Below are 25773 nucleotides of genomic sequence, written 5' to 3' on the forward strand. Positions count from 1 at the left end.
AAAAATTTTTGTGTAAACCTCTAAATAATATATAGTAAAATAACTATATAATATTTGGAGGTTTTTGTTATGGCTAAAAAGAAAATTGACAACAAAATTTTTAAAACACTGATTGAGGATTACAATATTAAAGATACTAATGATATTAAGGATATACTTAAGGATTTGCTTTCGGGTACTATTCAAACTATGCTTGAAGCTGAAATTGAGCATGAACTGGGGTATGCTAAACATTCTATGAAAGATAAGATTACTTCTAATGCTAGAAATGGACATTCCAAGAAAACTGTTAGAAGTGAGTACGGCAATCTTGACTTAGATATTCCTAGAGATAGAAATGCTGAGTTTGAGCCTCAAATCATCCCTAAATGAAATCAGTATATCTAAGTTTAAAGGAAGCAACAAAGGGACTGGAAGAATACCGGGCTGGGGAGAAATATATTCTCAGTTAAGTATTTATTTTGAAGAAAGAATTTAAAAACAGGATGGTAGTTTTATCATCCTGTTTTTACACACCCTATTTAGTTAATTCTTTTATTACTTTCAATGCTCTTTCATAATCTGGCTGTTCTCCAATTTCTGGAACGTATTCTACGTATTGAATAATTCCATTTTTATCAACAATAACGACTCCTCTAGCTAACAATCTTAATTCTTTTATTACAAATCCATATTTTATTCCAAAATCTAAATCTTTGTGATCTGAAGCTGTTAGAGCATTTGCAATTCCCTTGTCTGCACAATATCTTCCAAGTGCAAATGGCAAGTCAACTGAAATTGTAAGCAGTTGCACATCATCTCCAAAACTTGCGGCTTCTTGGTTAAATCTAGCCAGCTGTAATGCACATACTCCAGTGTCAACTGATGGGAATACTGCGATTACAACAACTTTTCCCTTATAGTCGCTTAATTTTACTTCCTTTAATTCAGGTGATAAAACTGTAAAATCAGGTGCTGCTTGTCCAGCTTTTACTTCATTTCCCACAAGAGTTATGGGATTTCCCTTGAATGTCACTTTATTTTTTATTTCTGCCATTTTTCTACTCCTTTATTTTAATTTTTTTGTATTTACAAGTATCTACTGTTTGTAATTATAACATATTTAAAATTATTTGTACAGAAAAATTATTTGATTTTCAAATAATAATTATCTTTTTTCTAAAATATGCGTCATTCCCTGTTCCACAATATGTTTTATATGCTCATCTTCCAGCGAATAATATACTACTTTTCCCTCTTTTCTATATTTTACAAATCTTCCTTGCTTCAATACTCTCAACTGATGTGAAATAGCAGATTGAGTCATTTTTAAAAGGTATGCAATATCACAAACGCACATTTCCTCTTGAAACAAAGCACTTAAAATTTTCATTCTAGTTGTATCTCCAAGTATTTTGAAAAAATCTGACAAATCATATACAACTTCTTCTTTTGGCATTGTCTTTTCCACTTTTTCCACAATGTCTTTATGTATAGCTTTTACTTCACAATTTTCATTTTCTTCTTCCATTATTTTAGCCATTTTCTCTCCCAAGTTTTAAAATATATGTTAACATTATATCACATATTGAAATAACGTGAAAGTGAACAATTCACATAATTTTTCTTTGATAATCTAAGATAAAAGAAGTGAAAAACTACTAAAAGATTGATAATATCTTGTTTCAAAAGAGAATACAGATGTTAAAATCATTCATTTATTCAAACTTTTTAGTTTTTTTTATTATTGTCCAGTTGTCGGATAGTTCTATTGAAAAAAAAAGATATATATGATATAAATTATATACAAAATGAGAGTTGTTAAAATTGCCTGATAGCTTATTAAATATATAAGGTTAAAAGAAATACATTTTTTTAGCGACTCTTTTCAATATATTGAAAATAGATAATTTATAAAAAAGGAGAAATTTGATGAAAAAAAATAAATGTAAATTATTAATTTTGACTAGTATTATGGTAATCTCTGTAGTCTCTTTTGGAATGTCTGGTAAAAATCCAGATAAATCACCTTCAAAACCAAAAACAGAGGATGCAGATACAGCTGTTAGCACTAATGATAATGTTAGTACCGTTGGAAAAAAAGCTGGACTTAAAATTTCAAAGGCAGAATTAAATGCTGTGGCTGATAAAATTTTTAAAAATGAAGCTGGCGGGAAAAAGGAAGATATCGTATATTGGAATATTGGTGAAGATTTTCCATCACTTGGAATTGGACACTTTATATGGTATAGAGCAGGACAAAGAGGAAAATTTGCTGAAAGTTTTCCGCAGCTTGTGGCTTATTATAGGGCTCACGATGTGAAGTTACCTAAAATTATTGAGGAAAACGATTATTCTCCCTGGGCAAATAGGGATGAACTTTTTAGATTAAAAAGAATTATGGATAATGATATTACTGAATTAACTAATTTTTTATATGATACGAAAGATATTCAAGTTTCATTCATTTTTGAAAGATTAGAGAACTCTTTGGAAAAGATGATGGCAATTGCAGATGATCCAGAAAATGTGAAAAAACAATTTTATCGTGTTGCACAGTCGCCAAATGGACTTTACCCTTTGATTGACTATGTTAATTTCAAAGGAGAAGGAACAACAAGAACAGAAACTTATAATGGAGAAGGATGGGGACTTCTTCAAGTTTTGGAAAATATGAAGGGAACAGGGAGTGGAAAAGCTGCTCTTGAAGAATTTAGCAACTCTGCAAAAGCTGTTCTTGAAAGACGTGTAAAAAATGCTGATCCTGACAGTAATGAGAGAAAATGGCTGCAAGGCTGGTTAAATCGTTGTGATACTTATAAAAACTAAGTTTGAAAAAATTATATTAGGTAGTCTAAATTTTTGTTTAGGCTATTTTTTTTGGATTTTTTATAAAATTTCAGCATTAGTAAATATATTATATTTAGAGAACTATTATTTGTTCATAAATAAAATTAATAGTAAAAAAATATTTTTATAGACAAAATTACTTGCAAATATGACTAAATATAAGATATAATATAAATATATAAAATTTTAGCGAAAGGAAGCGAGTATGAAAAATATTTTAAAATTTTTATTTAAGAGAATTGCAATGGGACTTGTAACGTTGTGGTTAGTTATTACAATTACATTTTTTCTGATACATATGTTACCTGGTGACCCATTTCAAAGTGAAAAAGCAATTCCTCCTAAAGTAAAGGAAAACTTGATGGCAAAATACCATCTAGACCGTCCACTTGGGGAACAATATGTTGAATACTTAAAAAATATAGCAAAGGGAGATTTAGGATCGTCTATGAAAGTTCGGGGAAGAACTGTTAACGATGTGATTAACCAGAGTTTTCTTACATCGGCTGATTTAGGAGCTAGATCCATTATATTTGCATTAGTTTTGGGTATTCCGCTTGGAATTATTGCAGCCCTTAAAAGGGGGAAATATCAGGACAGGTTGGCTATGATTGTGGCTATAATTGGAATATCAGTGCCGAGTTTTGTGCTGGCGGGGCTTATGCAGAAGTACTTCGTTGATATACATAATGGATTTTTAATTGACAATGGATTTTTACCAGAATTTTTTAGAATTCGTTTGTCTGGATGGGACAGTCCAGAGAAAAAGATACTTCCAGTTGTGGCTCTTGGACTTTATACGGTTGCATTAATTGCACGTTTATTGAGGGATAAGATGATCGAAGTAATGGGACAGGATTATATAAGGCTGGCTGTTGCAAAGGGTGTAAAACCTAAAAACATTGTATTTAAGCACGCTTTAAGAAATGCGATTTTACCGATTATTACAATAATGGGACCAACAATTGCAGCAGTTTTGACAGGTTCATTTGTAATTGAAAAGATGTTTTCAATTCCAGGATTAGGAAAATATTTTGTAGACAGTATTAATGACAGGGATTATACAATGGTGCTTGGAGTTACGGTGTTTTATGCGATATTTTTAATTATAATGATGATACTTGTGGATATTATTTATGTTTTAGTTGATCCTAAAATTAAACTTGGAAAAGGAGATGAAGTGTAGTGGCAGAAAACATAGAAAAAGCTGTAACTGAAAATGATTATATACCAACACCTGAAGATTTTAAAATCGTAGGTCCAGATACCACTCAAAGTGAAGAAATCTACAAACCAAGTTTAACATTTTGGCAGGATGGATGGAGAAGATTTAAGAAAAATAAGCTGGCTCTGACATTTTTAGGAATAACAGTTATTTTTTTATTTTTAGCAATTTTTGGGCAACATATGACAAAATATTCCTACAGAGCTCAAGATTTATCAGCAAAATTTTTAAGTCCAACAAAAGGATTTGCAAAAGGGCATTATTTGGGAACAGATAACCTTGGTCGTGATTTATTTGCAAGACTTTCGCAAGGAATAAGAATTTCAATGGAATTATCAATAATAACAGCTGCGATCTGTGTTGTTTTTGGAACAATTTATGGAGCTGTTTCAGCGTATTTTGGCGGAATTATTGATACAATTATGACTAGAATTGTGGAAATTTTACTAATTATTCCATCAATGATTTACATAATCTTATTAATGGTTGTTATGGGAAATAGCGTAAAAACAATAATTATCGCAATGTCACTTACAAGATGGCTAAATTACTCATTGCTTGTGCGTGGAGAAGTTTTAAAAATCAAGGAAAATGAATTTGTATTGGCTTCAAAATCGCTTGGTGGAAATTTCTTGTGGATAACTTTGAAGCACTTGATTCCAAATACGTTAAGTGTAATAATAATAAGACTTACAACAGATATACCAAATATTATCTTTACAGAAGCATTTTTAAGTTTCATCGGGCTTGGAGTACCGATTCCACAGGCTTCATTAGGAAACTTGGTATTTGATGGTTTCGTAAATATGACTTCATATCCATATTTATTCGTTATTCCATCAGTTGTAATTTCATTAATTACATTGGCATTTAATATAGTTGGAGATGCTTTAAATGATGCATTAAATCCAAAATTAAGAGATTAAAAATTTAAAATTTTAAAAATTTTATAAAATTTACTATTCTATAATTTAATATTATTTTTCTTAATTGCATTTATTTTAGTTTACTTAAGCAAGGGTATCAAATGCCATACCCTTGCATCCCCGCTTTATGCAAAACTTTCTTATAAAGAAAAAATAAAACTCGATTTTGAATATAAGTTATTTTAATACGAATAATCGTATATAATTCAAAATATATTTCAAAATCTCAAACAGTTATTTTTTCTTTAACGAAATTTTGCTTTAATAATTAAATAAAAAAGTTAAATGAATTAAAAATAAATAGAGTTAATAAAGAAAAAGTATTTAGTTATAAAAGTTATGAAAAAACAATCCATATTAATACAGAGAGGATTAGATAATGGGAAAAAAATTATTAGAAGTGAAAGACTTGAGTGTTTCTTTTAATACGTATGCTGGGGAAGTGCAGGCTCTTAGAGGGATTAGCTTTTCTGTAGATAGAGGGGAAACACTTGCAATCGTTGGAGAGTCTGGTTCAGGGAAATCAGTTACTGTGCAGACGATTATGAGATTGATACCGATGCCTCCAGGAGAAATTAAAAATGGAGAAATTCTTTTTGATGGGGAAGACTTGGTAAAAGCTCCTCTTGAGAGAATGCGTGAACTTCGAGGCGGTAAAATTGGAATGATATTTCAAGATCCTATGACATCGCTTAATCCGACTATTAAAGTTGGAAAGCAAATTATGGAAGGGATTTTGATTCATAAAAAAGTAACAAAGGAAGAGGCAAAGCAAAAAGCAGTTGAAATGCTTAGAAAAGTTGGAATTCCTAAACCTGAAGAAAGATTTCATCAGTATCCGCATGAATTTTCTGGAGGAATGCGGCAAAGGGCTGTTATTGCGATTGCTCTTTCGTGTGAGCCAGACCTGCTAATTTGTGATGAGCCGACAACAGCTTTGGATGTTACGATTCAGGCACAGATTTTGGATTTGATAAATGAATTAAAAAAAGAGCTGAATATTGCAGTAATACTTATAACACATGATTTGGGTGTAGTTGCCGAAACTGCTGATAGAGTAGTTGTTATGTATGCTGGAGAAAAATTGGAGGAAGCTCCTGTAAGGGAACTGTTTAAAAATCCAAAACATCCATATACTTGGGGACTTTTAAAATCATTGCCAAGATTGGATATGAAAATTGGAGAAAAGCTGGCTTCTATTCCAGGGACACCTCCAGATTTGCTTAATCCGCCTGTGGGAGATCCATTTGCAGCACGTTCTGAATATGCGATGAAAATTGACTATGAAAGAAAACCTCCGTTAATTGATTTGGGAAATGGGCACTTTGTAAAGTCGTGGCTTTATATAAAGGGTGCTCCAAAAATAAAATCTCCTTTTGAATCGGAAGAAGAAAACAAAGGAACGGAGGGGAAATAATGGCATCAAATGAAAATAAAAAAGAAAAATTAATAGAAATGAAAAATTTAAAAAAATATTTTCCAATGAAAAAAAGACAAGTTCTAAAGGCTGTGGAAAATGTCACGATGGATATTTACAAAGGTGAAATTCTAAGTCTTGTGGGAGAGTCAGGTTCTGGAAAAACTACACTTGGAAGAACTGTGAGCAGACTTTATTCAAAGACAAATGGAGATATTTTGTTTAATGGAAAGCCGGTGGAATCTTATGGAAGAAAAGAATTTACAAAAAAAGTTCAGATGATATTTCAAGATCCGCAAGCTTCACTTAATCCAAGAATGACTGTTGGAGATATAATTGCCGAAGGAATTGACATTCATAAACTGGTAAGCTCAAAGCAGGAAAGAATGGAAAAAGTTTATAAATTATTGGAAATTGTTGGGTTAAACAGAGAACATGCGAGCCGTTTTCCACATGAGTTTTCAGGTGGACAAAGACAGAGAATTGGGATTGCAAGAGCACTTGCAGTTGATCCTGAAGTGCTTGTGTGTGATGAGCCGATTTCAGCTCTGGATGTGTCAATTCAGGCTCAAGTTGTAAATTTATTAAAGGAATTACAAAGTGAAAGAAATCTGACATTGTTATTTATTGCCCATGATTTATCGATGGTAAAATATATTTCAGACAGAGTGGCAGTTATGTATCGTGGAAAAGTGGTGGAATTGGGAACTCCTGAAGCTGTTTATGGTGATCCTGTTCATAGCTATACAAAATCACTTATTTCAGCTGTACCAATAGCAGATCCAGATTATAAAAAGACACAAAAAATTGATATGGATGAGTCGTATTTGAGAAGTCCAATGGGAGATGTGTCTGAAATAGGGGTTATTCCTGAAACGCCTGAATTAACTGAATATAGACCTGGACATTTTGTGGAAACTTCCTTTTTGGAAGAAAAAGGGCTAATTTAAGAGATTTTAAATATTTTTAAAAGAATTTTTATAAAAATTTATTACTTAGAAAGGAATTGTTGAGATATGAAAAAAACTTTTTTAATAATTTGCTTAATGTTATCAATGTTTGTTGTTTCTTGTGGAAAAGGAGGAAAAGGTTCGGGAAATTCAGTATCATTTAATATGGAAGCTGAGCCGACTTCGTTGGATCCGCAAATTTTGACTGATATGAGTGGACTTTTTGTAACAAGTATGACTTATGAAAGTCTTGTAAGATTGAATGAAAAAAATGAAATTATTCCTGCTGGAGCTGAAAGCTGGACTAAATCAGACGATGGAAAAGTATGGACATTTAAAATTAGACAAGGGATGAAATGGTCAAATGGAGATCCAGTTACAGCTAAAGACTACTACAACGGTATAAAAAGAGGAATTGAACCAAAAACAGCCTCTGAGTATGCATTTCTTGCATATTATATTGAAAATGCAGAAGATTATAATACTGGAAAATTAAAGGATTTTGGAAAAGTTGGGATAAAGGCAAAGGATGATTATACACTTGAATTTAGATTGTCACAACCTGCACCATTCTTTTTAAAAACATTAATTATGCCAATTTATTTCCCAGTTAATGAAAAGGCATTGGCTACCAACGGAGATGGATATGCAACTGAAGCTAAAAAGTCTATCTATAATGGACCGTTTATAATAGAAAAATGGGTACACAACAACAAAGTTGTCATGAAAAAGAATCCTAACTACTGGAATGCTAAAAATATAAAGGTTGATACACTTACAGGTTTAATTGTAACTGACTTTGAAGCTGCTACAAACCTATTTGAAAATAGAGAATTGGATTTGACAAAAATTTCTGTGGAAAAAATGGCAAACTATGAAGGAAAACCTGAATTGCATAAATTCCCTAATGGAAGAGTTTACTATTTAGGATTTAATACATCAAATCCTGTGTTGAAAAATCAAAAGGTAAGAGAGGCATTATCTCTTGCAATTGATAGAAAAGAACTTGTAAGCAGTATTTTAAATGGAGCTGGAATTGTAGGTTCTGGAATTGTTTCAAATGGAACAGCTGGAGAAAAAGGCGATTTCAGGGCAGAAGCTGGAGACTTATTTGCTGGATTTGCAAAAGTTAATGCAAAACAATTGTTTGATGAAGGGCTGAAGGAACTTAAAATGACGCCTGCACAAGTTAAACTGCATCTTTTGGTAGATGAAAATGGAACTGGTAAAAAGGAAGCTGAATTTTACCAATCTCAATGGAAGGATAAACTGGGAATTGATGTGGATGTGGAAGTTCTTACTAAAAAAGAAAGAATTGCACGTGCAAAAGCTGGAGACTTTGAAATTGTAAGATATGCTTGGGGACCTGATTATGCAGACCCTATGACTTATTTGGAAATTTTCCATTCAAAGGCAAAGGATATTAACTTCGCTAAATATTCAAATCCTGAGTATGACGAATTAATCGACTTGGCTAAAGTTAATCAAGATAATAAAACTAGAATGGATGCAATGAAAAAAGCCGAAAAATTATTAGCGGATAACTTTACATATTCAACACTTTATTATGAAGTGGGAGTTTATTTGATAAATCCTAAATTAAAGGGAGTTGTAATACGTTCAGTTGGAGATTCTATCGACTTTTATAATGCATCTATAACAAAATAATTTTTAATTTTGTCAAATTTATTTGATGAAAGAAAGGATGGATGTAAATATGAAAAAAATATTACTAGTATTTACAATATTGCTGGCTTTTATAATTTCATGTGGAAAAAGCAGCGATTCTGAAACATTGAAACTTAATTTGAAGGAGGAAGGAAAATCTTATGATCCGCAGCTTGCGAATGATTCTACTGGAGAATTTGTGGATTCGCTTGTTACTGAAACATTGACAAGACAGTCGGATGATGGAAAATCTCTTCCTGGAGTGGCTGAAAAATGGGAACACAATGCAGATTCAACAGTTTGGACATTCCATTTGAGAAAAAATGCAAAATGGAGCAACGGGGATCCGATTACAGCAAAGGACTTTAGAGATGGCTGGGTTAGAGCACTAGATCCTAAGACAGCTGGAGAATATGCAGATAAATTATTTTACATAAAAAATGCTGAACAATTTAATGCTGGAAAAATTAAAGATGAAAATCAATTAGGTATAAAAGTTATTGATGATTATACGTTGCAAGTAACATTAAATAATCCTCTTACATATTTTGATTCAATTGTAAGAATTCAAACTTATGCTCCGCTAAATAAAAAGTTCTATGAAAAAGTAGGAGATAAATATATGACATCTCCTGAAACTTCGATTTCATCTGGTGTTTATGTAATAAAATCTTGGACAAGGGATTCTGAAATTGTATTTGAAAAAAATGAAAATTACTGGAACAAGGATAATATTAAATTAAAATATGTAAAAATGTTATTTATAAATGATCCGTCTGCCAGTGTAAATGCCTTTAAAAACAAAGAAATTGATTCTACAAATATTTCAATAGAACAAGCAAAGGAATTTAAAAATGATAAACGTAAAATACTTACAAAAGATGGTTCAGTATGGTATATGACATATAATATGAAAAATAAAGTACTTGCGAACAAAAAAATTAGACAGGCGTTGTCGCTTGCTGTAGACAGGGAAAAATTGATTACAGATGTGCTTGACAATACAGGGGAAGCTGCATATACTTATACGACAAAAGGTGTTGGAATAATCGGTATTTCAAAAGACTTTTCTGAAGAAGCAGGAAAAATTTTCCCAGCTTATAATCCACAAAAGGCAAAACAATTGCTAGCTGAAGGGTTAAAGGAACTAGGATTACAAAAATTACCTGAATTGACAATGATTTTCAATGATTCTGGAAATAACAAGGTTATATCTGAATATATTCAAGAAAGTTTGAGAACAAATTTAGGAGTAAATATTAATATTGAAGGAATGACATTCCAATCAAGATTGGATAAAATGCAACATAGAGATTATGAAATTGCTCTAGCTGGATATAATGGAGATTATAACGATGCTATTACTTATTTGGATAGATTCTTGACAAAGGATGGAAATAATTATTCAGATTACTCAAATCCACGTTACGATGAACTTGTTAAAAAAGTTAAAAGTTCTGGAAATCAGGAAGAAAGAGTAAAAAATATGATTGAAATGGAAAAAATAATAGCTGAAGATATGCCTGTGGGATTGCTTTACTATAGACAAAATACTAAGCTGTTAAATCCAAGAGTTCATAATATTGTATTTAGCCCAATAGGAAAAGACTTTGTGCTGGATAATACTTATATAAAATAATCAAAAAAAATTTTTATAGAGGAAGGGAAGTTATTATGAAAAAGATAATAATTTTATTGGCAATGTTAATTTTTGCCATTTCTTGTGGAAAAAATGGTGGAAGTGGAAAAACATTTACATTGAACCTAATAGATGAGCCAAAATCTATTGATCCGCAAATATCGACGGATGTTAATGGTGGAACTGTTGATGACCTTGTAACGGAAGGATTGACCAGAAAAGGTAAAAATGGAACATTTGTGCCAGGACTTGCAAAAAGCTGGGATAAATCTGCCGATGGGTTAAAATGGACATTTCATCTAAGAGATGGAATAAAATGGAGCAATGGAGATCCAATTACAGCACAAGACTTTAAAAATGGATGGTTACGTGCGTTAAATCCTCAAACTGCTTCACAGTATTCGTATATGCTTTATCCAATAAAAAATGCTGAAAAATATAATAAAAAGGCAGTTTCAGCTGAAAAAGTCGGAATAAAAGTTATTAATGACAAAACTTTGGAAGTGGAATTGGAAGCTCCTGTTCCATATTTTGACAGTTTAGTTGCATTTAAGACATATATGCCATTAAATCAGAAATTCTTTGACAAAACAGGTGACAGCTATTTTACTGAAGCTAATAAAACTTTGTCTTCTGGAGCATACACAATGGAAAAATGGACACATGGTTCAGAAATAGTATTTAAGAAAAATCCTAATTATTGGGATGCTGCTAATGTGAAAGTTGAAAATATTGTTTATAAAATAATTCCTGATAATAATTCTTCATTAAATGCATTTAACAATAAGGAAGTTGATGTAACTTCAATTACAGCTGAACAAGCAAAAGGATTTAAAGACAATCCTAAAATGATTTCAAAAAATGATGGTTCAGTATGGTATTTGCTATTTAACTTTAATAATAAGACTTTAGCAAACTTGAAGGTAAGAAAAGCTCTTCTTATGGCAATCGACAGAGAAGGATTGGTAAACAATGTATTAAATGGATATGGAACAGCTGCAAAAACTCTTGTACCAAAAGGAATCGGAATAAAGGGATTAGATAATAAAGACTTTACAGAAGGTGTTTCTACTTCAACATTAGGATATAATCCTGTAGAAGCAAAAAAATTGCTTGCGGAAGGATTAAAGGAAGTGGGAGAAACTAATTTTCCTAAGATGTCAATGCTGCTTAATGAAAGTGGAAATAATAAGGTTATTGCAGAATATATTCAAGAACAATTGAGAAAAAATTTAAATATTGACTTGGATTTGGAACCTATGACTGCTCAAGAAAGATGGTCAAGAATGAGTCAAAAGAACTTTGATATAGTATTTGCTGGATGGTCTGGAGATTATCCTGATGCAATTACATATCTTGATTTATTTGAATCATCAGGTGGAAATAACAATGGTTCATACAGCAATCCTCAATATGATGCATTAGTTAAAACTGTAAAAGGTACAGATGACCAAAAAGTAAGAATGGATGCACTTGTAAAACTTGAAGGAATAATCGCACAAGATTTACCAGTAGGTGTACTTTTCCACAGGGAAAAACAATACTTAGTTGATAAACGTGTAAAAGGACTTGAATTTACACCAATTGGTGGAGAATATTATTTTGGAAACTTGTCATTAAAATAGTGATTTGAAATCTTTAAATAAATTCTTTAATTAACAAAAAAATTGTAAAAATAAAAAGTTTAGAGAAGTAGCAAGGGATTTTTAATCCCTTGTGAAAAAAATAAAATTATTAAAAATAATGATTTAAAAAATTTTTGCAAATAGTTATTCTTTAATTTGAAATAAGGAGGAAATAAATTAATGAAAAAAATATTTCTAATATTGACATTGCTGGTATTTGCACTTTCGTGTGGAAAAAAAAGTGGAAGAGGGAGTACATTCACTTTAAATATAGTTACAGAGCCATCGTCAATTGATCCGCAAATAACTACAGATATTCCTGGAGGAACTGTTGATGAATTGATTTTGGAAGGGCTTTTAAGAAAAGACAAAACTGGAAAATCTGTAGCTGGAATTGCTCAAAAATGGGAAAAATCAAAAGATGGGCTTGTGTGGACATTTCATTTAAGAGATGGAGTTAAATGGAGCAATGGTGACCCTGTAACTGCAAATGACTTCAAAGCAGGATGGATTCGTGGATTGAATCCTGATACAGCAGGAAGCAATGCAAGCATGTTATTTGTAATAAAAAATGGAGAAAAATATAATGCTAAAAAAGTTTCAGAAAATGAAGTTGGAATAAAAGTTATTGATGATAAAACTTTACAAGTAACTTTGGAATCGCCTATTCCGTACTTTGATGATTTAGTCACATTTAAATCATTCATGCCATTAAATCAAAAGTTCTATAACAAAGCAAAGGACAAATACTTTACAGAAGCTGAATATACAATTTCAAATGGTCCTTACACTTTGGAAAAATGGACTCATGACTCAGAATTAAAATTTAAGAAAAATCCTAATTACTGGGATGCAGGCAATGTAAAAACTGATAATGTTGAATTAAAAATAATTGCAACTGATTCAGCTGTTAATGCCTTTAAGAATAAGGAAGTTGATGTAACAGCGGTAACTTTCGAGCAAGCTAAGGAATTTGCAGGAAAACCAGAACTTGTAAAAGCAAATGATGGTGGAATCTATTATTTATTGTTTAATACAAAAGAAAATGTATTTAAAAATGCAAAAGTAAGACGTGCGATAACTATGGCAATAAATAAGGAAGAACTTGTAAATAAAGTGCTGGAAGGATCTGAAAAATTAACTAAGACATTTACTCCGTCTGGAATTGGATTAAACGGAGTTTCAAAAGATTTTCCAGCAGAAGTAGCAACTGACCAGCCTAAATTTAACGTGGCAGAAGCTAAAAAATTGCTTGCAGAAGGACTTAAGGAAGAAGGGCTATCAGAACTTCCAAGATTTGAAATTTTATTTAACGACACAGGAAGCAGAAAAGCTATTGCAGAATATATTCAAGAAAGTTTGAGAAATAACTTGGGTGCAAATGTTGAATTAGATATGGTAAGCGGTAAGGAACGTATTGAAAGAACTAAGAAGAGAGATTACCAAATCTCACTACAAAACTGGACTGGAGATTTCCTAGATCCAATTACATATTTAGATCTATTTGACAGTACAAATGCAAACAACCGTGGAGATTTCAAAAACGTAAAATATGACGAATTGACTAAAACTGTAAAAAGTTCTGCTGATCCAAAAGTAAGAGTTCCAGCAATGATTGAAATGGAAAAACTTATTTCAGAAGAACAACCAGTTACAATCTTATTCCAAAAACAAAAACTTTATTTAGTAAATCCAAAAGTTAAAAATTTGGGATTTGTGTCAATTGGTGGAGAATTCTTTATTAGAGATGTTGTAATGAACTAGTTTTAACTAAAACAAAAATTTAAGAATAATACTTTATATTCCCCCATTTAAATAGCAGATTTTTTTACAAGGGGTCATGACCCTTTGCCAGTAAATAAACAAATATAATTTCTGTTTTTTAAATGGGGTTTAATATTGTTAAACTAAAAAAATAAAAAAGGAAATATAATTTTATGAAAAATAAATTTGTCCTGCTGGACAGAGATGGTGTTATAAATGTGGAAAAATCGTATTTGCATAAAATTGAAGACTTTGAATATGAAAAAAATGTAGTGGAAGGACTTTTAAAATTGCGGGATTTGGGATATAGATTTGCGATTATAACGAATCAGGCAGGAATTGCGAGAGGATATTACACAGAAGAGGATTATTTAAGATTACAGAGTTTTATTGAAGATGATTTATTTAAAAAAGGAATAAAAATTGAAAAGTCTTACTTTTGTCCACATCACCCAAATGTTAGCGGGAAATATGGAATAGAATGTAATTGTCGGAAGCCAAATACAGGGAATTTTGAGCTGGCGATAAAGGAGTTTGATATTGATGTTAAAAATTCTTTTATGATTGGGGATAAGATAACTGATTTGATTCCTGCGGAGAAATTGGGGATTATGCCTGTTTTGGTAAAAACTGGATATGGTTTGAAGAGTTTGGAAGAACTTGGAGGAACAGGATTAGATCCGATGGTTGTGGACGATATTCTAGATTTTGCAGACAATATCGAAAAATATAAATAAAAAATAATATATACTCGAACCCGTTTAAAATAGAATTGCTAAAAATTATATAAATCTAGGGTTTGAGTAAAATAGTCATAATTTTTGAGTTCAGTTTTAAAGCAGTTTTACTATAAATTTACGTTTGAATAATAGACTTAACGTGAAATTTTTTGGCAAGGGGTTAAAGCCCCTTGTTTTTTATCTGTTTAAAATCTTTTCAGTTTTTCTTATATCTTTTTCCCTTGAAACAACATGATATATTTTTTTTATTTCTTCTAACTTATCAATGATTCTTTTATTTTCTTCTCTGGAAAAATTTTTTACTGATAGAAAAAATTTCATAGAGCCTTCAAAACTTCTGATGGACTTTGTTAAATAAAGCCGTTTTCTAAAAAAAGGAGGCTTTCTGACAATATCATCAAAGTCAATAAATGCAATCTTCCCGCTATTTTTGTCTATAAAAAAGTTTCCCAAACTAAAGTCCATGTGATAGTATCCCTTTTCAAAAAAATTTTTTTCAAATTTATACCATAAGTCAATTGTCTTATATGTAAGCTCAAAATCATCCTTTCCCACAAGATAATCATAATAGGATATAAAATTTCCATTAAATGTTTTATTTATATTTTCCAAGACAGTTTCTATCTTTATATGAAGCGGCATATATTTTATAACTTTATACTTCGTTATGTTCATAAAGTTCAGTTCTGGAAAATCCCTTTCCAAATATTTTGAAACCTTTAAGGAATTTTTCCCCTTTTCTCTTGTAAATCCAAAAAAAATCTTCAAAGCTTTTTTATTTTTATACTCATAAGTTTTATAAAAATAATTTTTTTCATTATCTGTATTTAAATTTTTACTTTCTTGCATTTTATTATTTTTCCTTTTGATTTATTTTCTTTATTAATTTTAGCATATCCCATTTTTTATTTCAATCGCAGCATATCAAATTTTTTTTTAGAAATAAATAAAGCAAAATAATTAATTTGAAATTAGGTATTTTTGTTGCATTAGTACAAGGAATAATATTTTTTTGTAGAATATTTTTTATTTTGGTTTGTAAGATGGGTTAATTATTTAATTTTATTATACAATTTATCTAATAAAAAAAAGAGAAATAACAGAACTTCAAAAGTTTGTTGAAAAATATAAAAAATAATTTTTGTAATTATTGAAAACATAAATATTTTAGAATACCTGATTAAAGGGTATTATTTTTTTCTTTTTTAGAAATGAAATAAAAAATTTGAACTTTTTTATATATTTAAAGTATGATATAATTAAAACATAAATTTTTATGGGAAAAAATATTGAGATAGTAAAATAAATAGGAGGAAAAATGTTAGAAAAATTAGCACACTTGAGAAAAGAAGTGTTAGAAAAACTTGATAAAGTTGGAAATCTTGAGGAATTGAATGAATTGAGGGTAAAAATCCTAGGGAAAAAAGGGGAATTTACGGCGATAATGAAGGAAATGGGAAATATCGCTGCTGAGAAAAGAGCTGAGTTTGGAAAAACTACGAATGAAATAAAAAATGTGTTGTTGGCGAAATTTGATGAAACTACAACTGGCTTGAAGGAAATTGCTAAACAGGAAAGATTGAAAAATGAAACAATAGATGTGACTTTGCCGGGAAGAAAAGCTAATGTTGGATCGCTTCATCCACTTACTAAAACAGTTATGGAAATTAAAGATATTGTTTCTTCTATGGGATTTGACATTGTTGATGGACCTGAAGTTGAGTATGTAAAATATAATTTTGATGCATTAAATATTCCGAAAACACATCCATCGAGGGAAATTACTGATACATTCTATATTAAAGAAAATGAAGTTGTATTGAGAACGCAAACTTCTGGAATGCAAATTAGATACATGGAAGACAGAAAACCACCATTTAGAATGATTTCGATTGGAAAAGTTTACCGTCCAGATTACGATGTATCACATACACCAATGTTTCACCAAATGGAAGGACTTATGGTTGGAGAAAATGTTTCTTTTGCTAATTTTAAAGCGATTTTGGAAAATATTGTAAAGAAAATATTTGGAGAAGACAGAAGAGTAAGATTTAGACCACATTTTTTCCCATTTACAGAACCTTCTGCAGAAATGGACGTAGAATGTGGAGTTTGTAAAGGTGAAGGATGTAGAGTTTGTAAAGGGACAGGATGGCTTGAAATTCTTGGAAGTGGAATGGTAAATCCAAAAGTGCTTTCAGGTGTTGGAATTGACCCACAAAAATATCAAGGATTTGCATTTGGATTGGGACTTGAAAGAATTACGATGTTAAAATATGGAATTGATGACTTGAGAGCATTTTTTGAAAATGATGAGAGATTTTTGGATCAGTTCTAATAATTTATAATAGTATTTTTAGCTAAAATTTTTGATGGAAAATTTATTTGAATGTAGAATAGAAAAAATCAATTGGAGTGTTAAAAATGGATGATAAAGAAATCAAAATTGATGATGAGTATGTGCAAAAATTTTACGAAGAAATTCGTGAAGATTATGAAAAAAAATCACCAACGAAAACTTTTGCAAAAATAAAACTGGTAGAAGATAAGTTGAAAATAACAGACAGTAAAATTGTGGGATTGCCGTATCTTCCAAAAGGAGCAGAATTTCCAAAAGCACCTAATGGTGAAGAAATGCTGATGATTGCACAGATTAATTGCGAGGATTTGAAGGGACTAAAGGATTTTCCACAAAAGGGAATTTTACAGTTTTTTGTATTTGATGACGATGATGCTATGTTTGGACTTGACTTTGATAGTCCGACAGTTCAAGATACTTTTCGTGTGATTTATTACGATAAGATTGAAGAATTTTATGATGAAAAAGAGCTTGAAAACATTTATAAACCGCATAATTATGAGGAAAGTTTTCTTACAAACAATAATGAAAGCTATAAAATAGAGTTTGAGCTACGAACAGAGAAGGAAAGATTTGAAGAGGCGATTTATAACGTGTTTGATAAGCTTTGTAAGGAGAAAAAGTTGGAGAAACATCAAGAAGATTGGCTTTATCGTAAAATATTGAATATTGAAATGGAATATTCAGAAGAACCTCATTCACAATGTGATGGATTTGCATTTTTTACACAAAGTGATCCGAGAGAATTTGAAGAAAAATATAAAAAATATGATACAGTACTATTTCAATTGGACAGTGAATATGATGAAAATACGAAAAAATGGAAAGTTTGCATTGGAGATGCTGGAGTATTAAATTTTTTCATAAACCGTGAAAAGTTGAAAAAAAAAGACTTTACAGAAATTCTCTACAATTGGGATTGTTATTAAATAAAAAAAGTTATCCACATTATTGTGGAAAAAACATAATTTATAAATTAAAGAAAGGAGAGTGTGATAATCTATAAATTGAGAATTTATAGGTTTGTCATACAAAAATAGAATGCTAATTTCGTTAAACTGGTTAAAGCAGTATATAGATTTAGATGGAATAGAAATAAATGAAATGGAAAATGCCTTGACTATGATTGGTCAGGAAGTAGAAAAAATCGAGGTTTTAGGGGAGAATTTGGAAAATGTCGTAACGGCACAAATTATTGAAAAAGAAATGCACCCTGATTCTGACCACTTGACAATTTGTAAAGTTGATAATGGGAAAGAAATTTTGCAAATCGTGTGTGGAGCGCCTAATCATAAGGCTGGAGACAAAGTTGCGTTGGCACAAGTTGGGGCAAAATTAGCTCCAGATTTTGTTATTAAAAAAGGTAAAATTAGAGGTGTAGAATCGAACGGAATGTTGTGTTCTGAAGAAGAATTAAATATTGGGAAAGATTCGGATGGAATTATGATTTTGCCTGAAGATACGCCTGTTGGAGTGCCTATGAAGGAGTATTTAGGAATTAACGATACAGTTTTTGAATTGGAAATCACTCCAAATCGTCCTGATTGTTTGTCACACATTGGGATTGCAAGAGAATTAGGGGCCTATTACAATAAAGAGGTTAAATATCCAGGTTTTGTGATAAATTCAGAAAGTTCTGAAAAAACGGCTGATAACATTTCAGTTGAAATTGAAGACAGTAATTTGGCGAAAAGATATGTGGCTAGAATAATTAAAAATGTTACAGTTAAAGAAAGTCCGAAATGGTTAAAAGAAAGAGTGGAATCTATTGGAATTAGAAGTATTAACAACATCGTAGATGCTTCAAATTTCATAATGATGGAATTGAATCAACCTAATCATACTTTTGATTTGGATAAAATTGAAGGTGGAAAAATTGTTGTGAGAGCGGGACATGAAAATGAAAAATTGGTTACGCTTGATGAGCAAGAAAGAAAATTGAATAGCGATGATATCGTGATATCTGATGGTGTGAAAGCCGTTGCGCTTGGTGGAGTAATGGGTGGACAAAATTCAGAAATTACTGAAAATACAAAAAATATTTTGTTGGAAGTAGCAAATTTCAATTCACAAAATGTTAGAAAAACTTCAAGAAGATTGACATTATTTAGTGAATCTTCATACAGATTTGAAAGAAGAGTCGATGAAGAAAATGCAATTAATGTGATAAATAGACTTGCAAACATCATTCAAGAAGTGGCAGGTGGAGAAATTTTAGAAGGAGTAGTTGACAATTATCCTGTTCCATATAAGAAAAAAACAGCTACATTAAACTTTGAGAGATTGAACCGTTTTGTTGGGAAAAATATTCCACGTGAAACAGTTATCGGAATCTTGACTAGACTTGAAATAGAGGTTGTAGATAATGGGGAAACATTGACATTGACTGCACCTACTTATCGTGATGACTTGGAAAATGAGCAAGATTACTTTGAAGAAGTTATTAGAATGTATGGTTTTGATAATATTGAAAATATTTTACCAAAATTAGATATTAGTGAAAAACCAGTTATTGACACAACAAAACTTTCTACACAAGTAAAATTGATTGCGGCAAATGCTGGGCTTAAAGAAGTTATTAATTATAGTTTCGTACCAAAAGATGCGATGGAAAAAATTAAATACACAAGCGTTGAAAGAGAAAATTTAATTGATTTATTGAGACCAATTACAGAAGATTTTGTAACATTGCGTCCAACATTGCTTTATAGCTTGTTAAAAAATGCTAAAGAAAATATGAATAGAAATGCTACAAATATTAGATTTTTTGAAGTTAGCAGAACTTTTGTGAAAGCGGAAGAATTGGCGAAGGAAGAAGTGAAATTGGGAATAATTCTGGCTGGAGAAAATAATAAGACATTGTGGAATCCAAAACCAGTTCCTTATGATTTTTATGACTTAAAAGGAATTGTGGAAGAAATTTTCACACAATTAAAATTCAATAATTATATGATAAAACGTTCTGAACAAAGCCAATACCATCCAGGTCGTTCAGTTGACGTATTTGTTGGTCGTGAATTGATTGGAAGTTTTGGGGAAATTCATCCAGACGTATTGGAAAACTTTGATTTAGGAAAAACATCAGTTTTAGTTGGAGAATTTAATATTGACTTGATTCAGAAATATATCGGTAAAAAAATTAAATATCAAGGAATCGTGAAATATCCAGCAGTACCAAGAGATTTTGCGTTCGTTATGAGAGAAGATATTTTGGTTGGAGATGTTTTAAAAACTATTCAAAAAGTTGATAAAAAGATTGAAAAAGTGGAATTATTTGACATTTATCAAGGTGCAGGAGTGCTGCCAGGAATGAAGAGTGTGGCAATTAGTGTAATCTTGAGAGATAAAAACAAAACACTTGAAGAAAAGGAAATTGTTGATATTTCAAATAAAATCGTGGCTAAGGTTGAAAAAGATTATGGAGCGGTTTTGAGAAAGTAGAGTAGGATTTAAAAAGTTGAAATAAAAAAGGGGGAGGAATGATTACAAATCAAGATTATTTGAAAAATCTGGTAAGAGAATTAACAAAATTACCTTATGAAACTGAATGGGTTGAATTTAAAGTGAATAATATTGAGCCTCAAATGATAGGAGAGTATATTTCAGCATTAAGTAATTCTGCGACTTTATTTGGAAGAACGAAAGGTTATCTTATTTGGGGAATAGAAGATAAAAAACATGAAATAGTGGGAACTGATTTTGATTACAGAAATGCAAAAAAAGGGAATGAAGAATTAGAATCGTGGCTAACTAGAATGTTGGCACCAAGATTAAATATAAAATTTCATGAAATATTTTATGATAAATTAAAAGTAGTTGTATTGGAAATTCCTAATGCAGAACGGGAACCAACTAAATTTTCTTCAGAGGAGTATATAAGAATAGGTAGCAATAAGAAAAATTTAAAGGGATATCCTGAAAAAGAAAGAAGATTATGGCAATTATTTGATAATACACCTTTTGAATTACATTATGCAAAAGAAAACATAAAAAAAGAAAAAATATTTGAATTTTTAAATTATATAGGTTATTATAATTTATTGAATCAGCCAATACCTAAAAATGAAGAAAAAATAATTGAAGATTTTATTAATGAAAAATTTATTGTAAAAAATGAAATTGGAAATTATAATATTAGTAATTTAGGAGCTTTATTAATTTCAAAAGATTTTAAAAAATTTGATAAATTATCTAAAAAAAATGTGAGAGTGATTTGGTATAAAAAAAATAATCGATTGGAAACAATAAGAGAACAGGTGTTTTCTGGAGGATATGCAGTAGATTATGAAAATATAATAAACTATATACTAACAATTATTCCACAGGAAGAAGTAATTGTCGATTCAATAAGAAAATCATTTTTAGCATATCCTGAAATTGCTATTAGAGAATTAGTTGCTAATATTTTGATTCATCAGGCTTTAGATCAGACAGGAACAAGTCCTATGATAGAGTTATTTGAAAATAGAATAGAATTTTCTAATTTAGGAGCTCCATTAGTCCCTGTTGATAGGATAGTTGATACTGTTCCAATCTCAAGAAATGAAAATATAGCTGGATTTATGCATAAATGTGGAATATGTGAAGAAAGAGGAAGTGGATATGATAAAGTTATAGATGCCACGAATAAAAATATACTACTTGCACCTAAAATAGAAAATCAAGATAATAATTTTACAAAAGTAACATTGTATTCAAAAGTTCCTTTTGAATTAATAAAAAAAGAAGATAAAATACGAACTTGTTATATGTTGTCGTGTTTAAAATATGTAAGTGAAGGAGCTATTTCAAATTCTGATGTCAGAGAAGTTTTTGGATTTTCTGAAAAAGATAAAGCAAAGGCAACAAGAATAATAAAAGATACATTAAATGCAGGATTAATAAAAATAGTTGATAAAAATACAGCACCCCGATATGTGAAATATATTCCATTTTGGGGATAGAATTTAATTAAATTTTAAGTATCGCTAAGTATCGAAAATTATAAAAAATACTAAAGATTTTATCTAAAAATGCAGTATTTAGGTTCAAATATAAGAAATTTTAAGTATCATTAAGTATCGGATTAAAAAAATGAAACAAAAAGGGGGAAATTGAGGTGTTAAAAATTGTGACTCTGCCATTTAATGAGAGGACAGAAGAATTTGAGCAAGGGAAGCTGGAAAGGATATTAGGAAATGTCCAGATTGTGAAGTATCAGGCTGAGCTAGTGAAAATTGAGGGGAAATATTACTGGACAGCTTTTGTTGAATATGAAAAGGTGGAGAATATAGATAAAAATTTAGAGAAAAATAATTTTTTGCAAAATGGAAGAGATATAGATATTAAAGAGGTTAACAAAAATCATGAAGAATATCTATCAGAGGAAGAAGCTGAACTGTATAAGATTTTGAAAGAATGGAGAGCTGGAGAAGCACAAATACTGGGCTATCCACCTTACATCGTCGCTTCAAATCAGCTTTTAGTAGACATAATAAAGGCAAACCCTACAAATGTTGAAGAACTTTCGCAAATAAGAGGAATGGGGAAACGGAAAGTTAGAGATTATGGAGAAGAGCTTTTGCTGATTTTGGAAAATTTTTATGATATGAAAAGTTGAGTTTTTGAGATATTAAGATTTTTTTAAAGAAATTTATAAAACATAAATTTAAGAATTGGAAAATTTTTGAATTATGCTTTTTTTATAAAATTGGCTGTTTCATAAAATGAACCTTATGAGACAGCCTTTTTTATCTAATCAGATTTTTCACTTATACTAAACCCCGTTTAAATAGCAGAATAAATCCATTCACGAAGAGTTATGCTTTTTACTAGTTCATCTGTAAGTAAATTTATAGTGTCGCATAGCCTGTCAACTACAGCTTTTAATGTACTGAATATCTTATTGCCGAACCCCATCTGTCTTATTTGTTTCCAAATTTGTTCAATGGGGTTCATTTCTGGTGTATATGGTGGTATATGTGTCATTATGATGTTTCCCGAAATTTCTAAGTTCTTTGATTTGTGCCATACTGCTCCATCACAGACTAGAATCACAATATCGTCATTATAGCTTTTAGATAATTCCTTTAAAAAAACACTCATGTTGTTTGTATCGCAGTTTTGCATAACTAAAAAAAATCTTTCCCCCGTTAAAGGCTCCACCGCACCAAAAACATACCTGTACTCCCTTATATGATGACAGGGAACACAGGGTCTAAACTTATTGCTGCACCAGCAATACTTAGGCTTGTTAATTCTTCCAAAACTTGCTTCGTCTTCAAACATTAATCTTACTGTCTTGCCAGGATTTTTTATTTTTGTTTTCTGCACCAGATCGGCGATTTTTTTTTAGACTGCTCAATCTCTTCATTGCTCGCTTTCTTTGGATGTCTGCTCCTAGGCATTATTTTTCTGTAGCCATGCCGTCTTAGAACTCTATATATTTGTTCGTGTCCAATGCTATGCCCAACTAATTTAATATATTCCTGTTTTATTTCATTTGTGTTTAACAGTTCACCTTTTTTTGCTCGTTCCTCAAATTGCTTCAAAAACTTCTCTTCCTCTTCAAATGTCATATTTTTATGATTTCCACCTTTTGGCTTATTCATCAATCCTTGTATTCCTTGATTTGCAAATATGCATATCCATTTACTGACAACTTTTTCATGGACATCTAAAATTTCAGCTATTTCCTTATTCTTTTTTCCTAAGCCTCTTAATTCTACTGCATGCAGTCTAATATCTTCACTTTTGTTTTTTATTGTTTTTCTAATCATTCTTATCTCATTCGACATTTCTTCTGTTGTCTCATATGCTTTTGCCATTTTTATCACCTATTGTATTATACCACATTATACTCCATTAATTTAACGGGGTTTAGTATTACATTTCTAAAATCTTTCTTTTTTTGATTTCAGCTTTAATTATGGATTCCCTATTATTTAAATTTTTTATAAAATCATAATTTAAGTTTTTCATTACCAATCTAAATCCATTAAAATCTGAAAAAATTCAACTAATTTTGTTTTCTGTATAATCATAGATTTATAATATAATTCTATATACTTTTATTTTTTATGTATTCCTCAACATAAAAGTTACCAAATTCTTCCATTGTATCGAGGACAGGAATCAATTTTTTTCCTTTCTCTGTCAAAAAATATTCAACTCTAGGAGGAACTTCAGGATAAACTTTTCTTCCCACGATACCGTCTTCTTCAAGTTCCCTTAACTGTTTAGTAAGTGAACCTTGAGAAATATTCGATAAAAACTTTTTGATTTCACTATATCTTCTGACTTCATTTTTTAAAAACCAGATAATTGTTATTTTCCACTTTCCTGCAAAAATTTTTTGAGTATAATTTATTCCACATATTCTATTATTCTTTTTTATATTTTCTATTTCAAATTTTTCAAAAATTTCCATTATAAAACCTCCTAATATCACAAGAGTACATTTTTTAATACTATGTCATTTTTTATTGTCTACTTCAATATTTAGTGTAAATGTATTATAATATTTTAAAACAAAAAAATCAATAAAAATTGAGAGGAGAATAATAATGAAAAAAAATAGAATAACAGAAATTTTAGGAATCAAATATCCGATAATACAAGGGCCAATGGCATGGCTAACAGATGCTAAATTGGTAGCTGCAGTGAATAATGCTGGTGGACTAGGAATTTTAGGACCTAGTGCAGGTCAAACAACAATGACGCCTTCTCCACAGGAAACAATGGAAAGAATGAGGGAAGAAATTAGAAAAACAAGAGAATTAACTGATAAACCTTTTGGAGTTGTTATTTTAGTCGATACTGATATGAGATTTACAGAACCGTTATTAGATATGATAATTGAAGAAAAAGTTAATGTTGCATTGGTAAATGGGCTTGATGGAACGGATTATAACGGGACTTTTAAAAGATTAAAAGATGCTGGAATAAAAATTGTTTTTAGACCCTTAGACCCAACTATTGAAAATGCTAGAATGGCAGAAAAACTAGGGGCTGATGTCTATGTAGCGACTGGATTTGATGAAGGTGGAACATTACCTGGAGCACAAATTGGAACTTTTTCAATAGTACCTTTAATAGTAGATTCTGTAAAAAATATTCCTGTTATGGCTGCTGGAGGAATTTCTGATATACGTGGTGTCAGAGCTGCATTTGCACTTGGAGCTGAAGGAGTTTTTTTAGGAACTAGATTTTTAGCTACAGAAGAAGCAAGAACAGCGCAGAATGTAAAAGAACTGATGCTAAAAACAACCGCTGAAGATTTACATATTTTTAGAACATTGCCTTACTTTTACAGATCTATTCCTACAAAACTATCGGCAGAATTAGTTGAAATGGATAAAAACGGTGCTACAAGAGAAGAACTGTTCTTAAAACAGGGTGGAGGAAAAAATATGAAACTCGGAATGCTTAATGGGGATGAAAATGGATACATTTCGGTTGGTTTAGGAGTAAGTTTTATTAAGGAAATTAAATCTGTTAAAGAAGTTGTAAACGAATTAATGGCTGATTTTATTGATTAATTAGAGAGGTGTCTCATAAGTTAGAAATAATCCCAAAAACATATATATTATATATTCTTAGAAATTAAAGATGTTTGTTTTTATTAATTTTATAAAAATAATCATATATATA

23 protein-coding genes are annotated in these 25773 nt (G+C 30.5%); 17 read left to right on the top strand and 6 right to left on the bottom strand.

Features of this window, described 5'->3' with window-relative positions:
* The first annotated feature begins 69 nt into the window (after nt 1–69).
* The gene (locus FVE73_RS00110) at nt 70–372 is read left to right on the top strand and encodes a transposase (RefSeq protein WP_018498865.1); all 303 of its coding nucleotides are present in this window, start codon (nt 70–72) and stop codon (nt 370–372) included.
* A gap of 145 nt (nt 373–517) precedes the next feature.
* Here the strand turns inward: FVE73_RS00110 and tpx are convergent, their stop codons facing one another.
* Entirely contained in the window at nt 518–1036 is a 519-nt protein-coding gene (tpx, locus tag FVE73_RS00115; RefSeq protein ID WP_018498866.1) for a thiol peroxidase, read from the bottom strand.
* A 111-nt stretch (nt 1037–1147) separates the two neighbouring features.
* Nucleotides 1148–1522: an ArsR/SmtB family transcription factor gene (locus tag FVE73_RS00120; protein ID WP_018498867.1), complete on the bottom strand. Its 375-nt coding sequence runs from the start codon at nt 1520–1522 to the stop codon at nt 1148–1150.
* A 389-nt stretch (nt 1523–1911) separates the two neighbouring features.
* Here FVE73_RS00120 and FVE73_RS00125 point away from each other — a divergent pair, with 389 nt between their 5' ends.
* The 10 genes from FVE73_RS00125 to FVE73_RS00170 all read left to right on the top strand — a co-directional run bounded on the left by FVE73_RS00125 (nt 1912) and on the right by FVE73_RS00170 (nt 14780).
* Entirely contained in the window at nt 1912–2808 is an 897-nt protein-coding gene (locus FVE73_RS00125) for a hypothetical protein (protein WP_018498868.1), read from the top strand.
* Nucleotides 2809–3034: 226 nt separating this feature from the next.
* Nucleotides 3035–4015, top strand: coding sequence for an ABC transporter permease (locus FVE73_RS00130; protein WP_018498869.1), 981 nt, complete (start codon nt 3035–3037; stop codon nt 4013–4015).
* Entirely contained in the window at nt 4015–4980 is a 966-nt protein-coding gene (locus FVE73_RS00135; RefSeq protein ID WP_018498870.1) for an ABC transporter permease, read from the top strand. The genes FVE73_RS00130 and FVE73_RS00135 overlap by 1 nt, the downstream gene beginning before the upstream one ends.
* 379 nt (nt 4981–5359) lie before the next feature.
* Nucleotides 5360–6397 carry an ABC transporter ATP-binding protein gene (locus FVE73_RS00140; RefSeq protein WP_018498871.1) on the top strand — a complete coding sequence of 346 codons (1038 nt, stop codon included), beginning with the start codon at nt 5360–5362 and terminating at the stop codon, nt 6395–6397.
* Nucleotides 6397–7347: an ABC transporter ATP-binding protein gene (locus tag FVE73_RS00145; RefSeq protein WP_018498872.1), complete on the top strand. Its 951-nt coding sequence runs from the start codon at nt 6397–6399 to the stop codon at nt 7345–7347. The genes FVE73_RS00140 and FVE73_RS00145 overlap by 1 nt, the downstream gene beginning before the upstream one ends.
* Before the next feature lie 66 nt (nt 7348–7413).
* Complete coding sequence (locus tag FVE73_RS00150) at nt 7414–9015, top strand: peptide ABC transporter substrate-binding protein (RefSeq protein WP_018498873.1); 1602 nt, start codon at nt 7414–7416, stop codon at nt 9013–9015.
* A gap of 49 nt (nt 9016–9064) precedes the next feature.
* The gene (locus FVE73_RS00155) at nt 9065–10654 is read left to right on the top strand and encodes a peptide ABC transporter substrate-binding protein (RefSeq protein ID WP_018498874.1); all 1590 of its coding nucleotides are present in this window, start codon (nt 9065–9067) and stop codon (nt 10652–10654) included.
* A 35-nt stretch (nt 10655–10689) separates the two neighbouring features.
* Nucleotides 10690–12279: a peptide ABC transporter substrate-binding protein gene (locus FVE73_RS00160; protein WP_018498875.1), complete on the top strand. Its 1590-nt coding sequence runs from the start codon at nt 10690–10692 to the stop codon at nt 12277–12279.
* A gap of 180 nt (nt 12280–12459) precedes the next feature.
* Complete coding sequence (locus FVE73_RS00165) at nt 12460–14043, top strand: peptide ABC transporter substrate-binding protein (protein WP_018498876.1); 1584 nt, start codon at nt 12460–12462, stop codon at nt 14041–14043.
* Nucleotides 14044–14216: 173 nt separating this feature from the next.
* The gene (locus FVE73_RS00170) at nt 14217–14780 is read left to right on the top strand and encodes a D-glycero-alpha-D-manno-heptose-1,7-bisphosphate 7-phosphatase (RefSeq protein WP_018498877.1); all 564 of its coding nucleotides are present in this window, start codon (nt 14217–14219) and stop codon (nt 14778–14780) included.
* A gap of 180 nt (nt 14781–14960) precedes the next feature.
* On the opposite strand, the gene FVE73_RS00175 is transcribed toward FVE73_RS00170, so the two are convergent.
* Nucleotides 14961–15632, bottom strand: coding sequence for a hypothetical protein (locus FVE73_RS00175; RefSeq protein WP_018498878.1), 672 nt, complete (start codon nt 15630–15632; stop codon nt 14961–14963).
* 469 nt (nt 15633–16101) lie between these two features.
* On the opposite strand from FVE73_RS00175, the gene pheS reads away from it, so the two are divergent.
* The 5 genes from pheS to FVE73_RS00200 all read left to right on the top strand — a co-directional run bounded on the left by pheS (nt 16102) and on the right by FVE73_RS00200 (nt 22741).
* The gene (gene pheS, locus FVE73_RS00180) at nt 16102–17121 is read left to right on the top strand and encodes a phenylalanine--tRNA ligase subunit alpha (RefSeq protein WP_018498879.1); all 1020 of its coding nucleotides are present in this window, start codon (nt 16102–16104) and stop codon (nt 17119–17121) included.
* 86 nt (nt 17122–17207) lie between these two features.
* Nucleotides 17208–18071 (top strand): YwqG family protein, encoded by an 864-nt coding sequence (locus tag FVE73_RS00185; protein ID WP_018498880.1) that lies wholly within the window; start codon nt 17208–17210, stop codon nt 18069–18071.
* 112 nt (nt 18072–18183) lie between these two features.
* A complete protein-coding gene (gene pheT / locus FVE73_RS00190; protein ID WP_026239068.1) occupies nt 18184–20583 on the top strand; it encodes a phenylalanine--tRNA ligase subunit beta in 2400 nt (799 codons plus the stop codon).
* Nucleotides 20584–20621: 38 nt separating this feature from the next.
* Nucleotides 20622–22085, top strand: a complete 1464-nt coding sequence (locus FVE73_RS00195; protein WP_018498882.1) for an RNA-binding domain-containing protein — start codon at nt 20622–20624, stop codon at nt 22083–22085.
* 155 nt (nt 22086–22240) lie between these two features.
* A complete protein-coding gene (locus FVE73_RS00200) occupies nt 22241–22741 on the top strand; it encodes an HRDC domain-containing protein (RefSeq protein WP_018498883.1) in 501 nt (166 codons plus the stop codon).
* A 167-nt stretch (nt 22742–22908) separates the two neighbouring features.
* Here the strand turns inward: FVE73_RS00200 and FVE73_RS00205 are convergent, their stop codons facing one another.
* The 3 genes from FVE73_RS00205 to FVE73_RS00215 all read right to left on the bottom strand — a co-directional run bounded on the left by FVE73_RS00205 (nt 22909) and on the right by FVE73_RS00215 (nt 24550).
* Nucleotides 22909–23409 carry an IS630 family transposase gene (locus tag FVE73_RS00205; protein ID WP_146997807.1) on the bottom strand — a complete coding sequence of 167 codons (501 nt, stop codon included), beginning with the start codon at nt 23407–23409 and terminating at the stop codon, nt 22909–22911.
* 26 nt (nt 23410–23435) lie between these two features.
* Nucleotides 23436–23948, bottom strand: coding sequence for a helix-turn-helix domain-containing protein (locus tag FVE73_RS00210; protein WP_146997808.1), 513 nt, complete (start codon nt 23946–23948; stop codon nt 23436–23438).
* A 233-nt stretch (nt 23949–24181) separates the two neighbouring features.
* On the bottom strand, nt 24182–24550 hold the full coding sequence (locus FVE73_RS00215; protein WP_018499252.1) for a winged helix-turn-helix transcriptional regulator: 369 nt from the start codon (nt 24548–24550) through the stop codon (nt 24182–24184).
* A 136-nt stretch (nt 24551–24686) separates the two neighbouring features.
* On the opposite strand from FVE73_RS00215, the gene FVE73_RS00220 reads away from it, so the two are divergent.
* Complete coding sequence (locus tag FVE73_RS00220; RefSeq protein ID WP_018499251.1) at nt 24687–25661, top strand: NAD(P)H-dependent flavin oxidoreductase; 975 nt, start codon at nt 24687–24689, stop codon at nt 25659–25661.
* Nucleotides 25662–25773: the final 112 nt, after the last annotated feature.

Source organism: Leptotrichia wadei (assembly GCF_007990545.2).
GTDB lineage: Bacteria > Fusobacteriota > Fusobacteriia > Fusobacteriales > Leptotrichiaceae > Leptotrichia > Leptotrichia wadei.

Excerpts from the sequence above, each read along its gene's own strand:
- FVE73_RS00195 (WP_018498882.1), top strand. The coding sequence starts at position 20,622 with ATGATTACAAATCAAGATTATTTGAAAAATCTGGTAAGAGAATTAACA.
- tpx (WP_018498866.1), bottom strand. The coding sequence starts at position 1,036 with ATGGCAGAAATAAAAAATAAAGTGACATTCAAGGGAAATCCCATAACT.
- FVE73_RS00150 (WP_018498873.1), top strand. The coding sequence starts at position 7,414 with ATGAAAAAAACTTTTTTAATAATTTGCTTAATGTTATCAATGTTTGTT.
- FVE73_RS00215 (WP_018499252.1), bottom strand. The coding sequence starts at position 24,550 with ATGGAAATTTTTGAAAAATTTGAAATAGAAAATATAAAAAAGAATAAT.
- FVE73_RS00185 (WP_018498880.1), top strand. The coding sequence starts at position 17,208 with ATGGATGATAAAGAAATCAAAATTGATGATGAGTATGTGCAAAAATTT.
- FVE73_RS00120 (WP_018498867.1), bottom strand. The coding sequence starts at position 1,522 with ATGGCTAAAATAATGGAAGAAGAAAATGAAAATTGTGAAGTAAAAGCT.
- FVE73_RS00110 (WP_018498865.1), top strand. The coding sequence starts at position 70 with ATGGCTAAAAAGAAAATTGACAACAAAATTTTTAAAACACTGATTGAG.
- FVE73_RS00205 (WP_146997807.1), bottom strand. The coding sequence starts at position 23,409 with ATGTTTGAAGACGAAGCAAGTTTTGGAAGAATTAACAAGCCTAAGTAT.
- FVE73_RS00170 (WP_018498877.1), top strand. The coding sequence starts at position 14,217 with ATGAAAAATAAATTTGTCCTGCTGGACAGAGATGGTGTTATAAATGTG.
- FVE73_RS00160 (WP_018498875.1), top strand. The coding sequence starts at position 10,690 with ATGAAAAAGATAATAATTTTATTGGCAATGTTAATTTTTGCCATTTCT.
- FVE73_RS00125 (WP_018498868.1), top strand. The coding sequence starts at position 1,912 with ATGAAAAAAAATAAATGTAAATTATTAATTTTGACTAGTATTATGGTA.
- FVE73_RS00175 (WP_018498878.1), bottom strand. The coding sequence starts at position 15,632 with ATGCAAGAAAGTAAAAATTTAAATACAGATAATGAAAAAAATTATTTT.
- FVE73_RS00155 (WP_018498874.1), top strand. The coding sequence starts at position 9,065 with ATGAAAAAAATATTACTAGTATTTACAATATTGCTGGCTTTTATAATT.
- FVE73_RS00220 (WP_018499251.1), top strand. The coding sequence starts at position 24,687 with ATGAAAAAAAATAGAATAACAGAAATTTTAGGAATCAAATATCCGATA.
- FVE73_RS00165 (WP_018498876.1), top strand. The coding sequence starts at position 12,460 with ATGAAAAAAATATTTCTAATATTGACATTGCTGGTATTTGCACTTTCG.
- FVE73_RS00140 (WP_018498871.1), top strand. The coding sequence starts at position 5,360 with ATGGGAAAAAAATTATTAGAAGTGAAAGACTTGAGTGTTTCTTTTAAT.
- FVE73_RS00210 (WP_146997808.1), bottom strand. The coding sequence starts at position 23,948 with ATGGCAAAAGCATATGAGACAACAGAAGAAATGTCGAATGAGATAAGA.
- FVE73_RS00145 (WP_018498872.1), top strand. The coding sequence starts at position 6,397 with ATGGCATCAAATGAAAATAAAAAAGAAAAATTAATAGAAATGAAAAAT.
- FVE73_RS00130 (WP_018498869.1), top strand. The coding sequence starts at position 3,035 with ATGAAAAATATTTTAAAATTTTTATTTAAGAGAATTGCAATGGGACTT.
- pheT (WP_026239068.1), top strand. The coding sequence starts at position 18,184 with ATGCTAATTTCGTTAAACTGGTTAAAGCAGTATATAGATTTAGATGGA.
- pheS (WP_018498879.1), top strand. The coding sequence starts at position 16,102 with ATGTTAGAAAAATTAGCACACTTGAGAAAAGAAGTGTTAGAAAAACTT.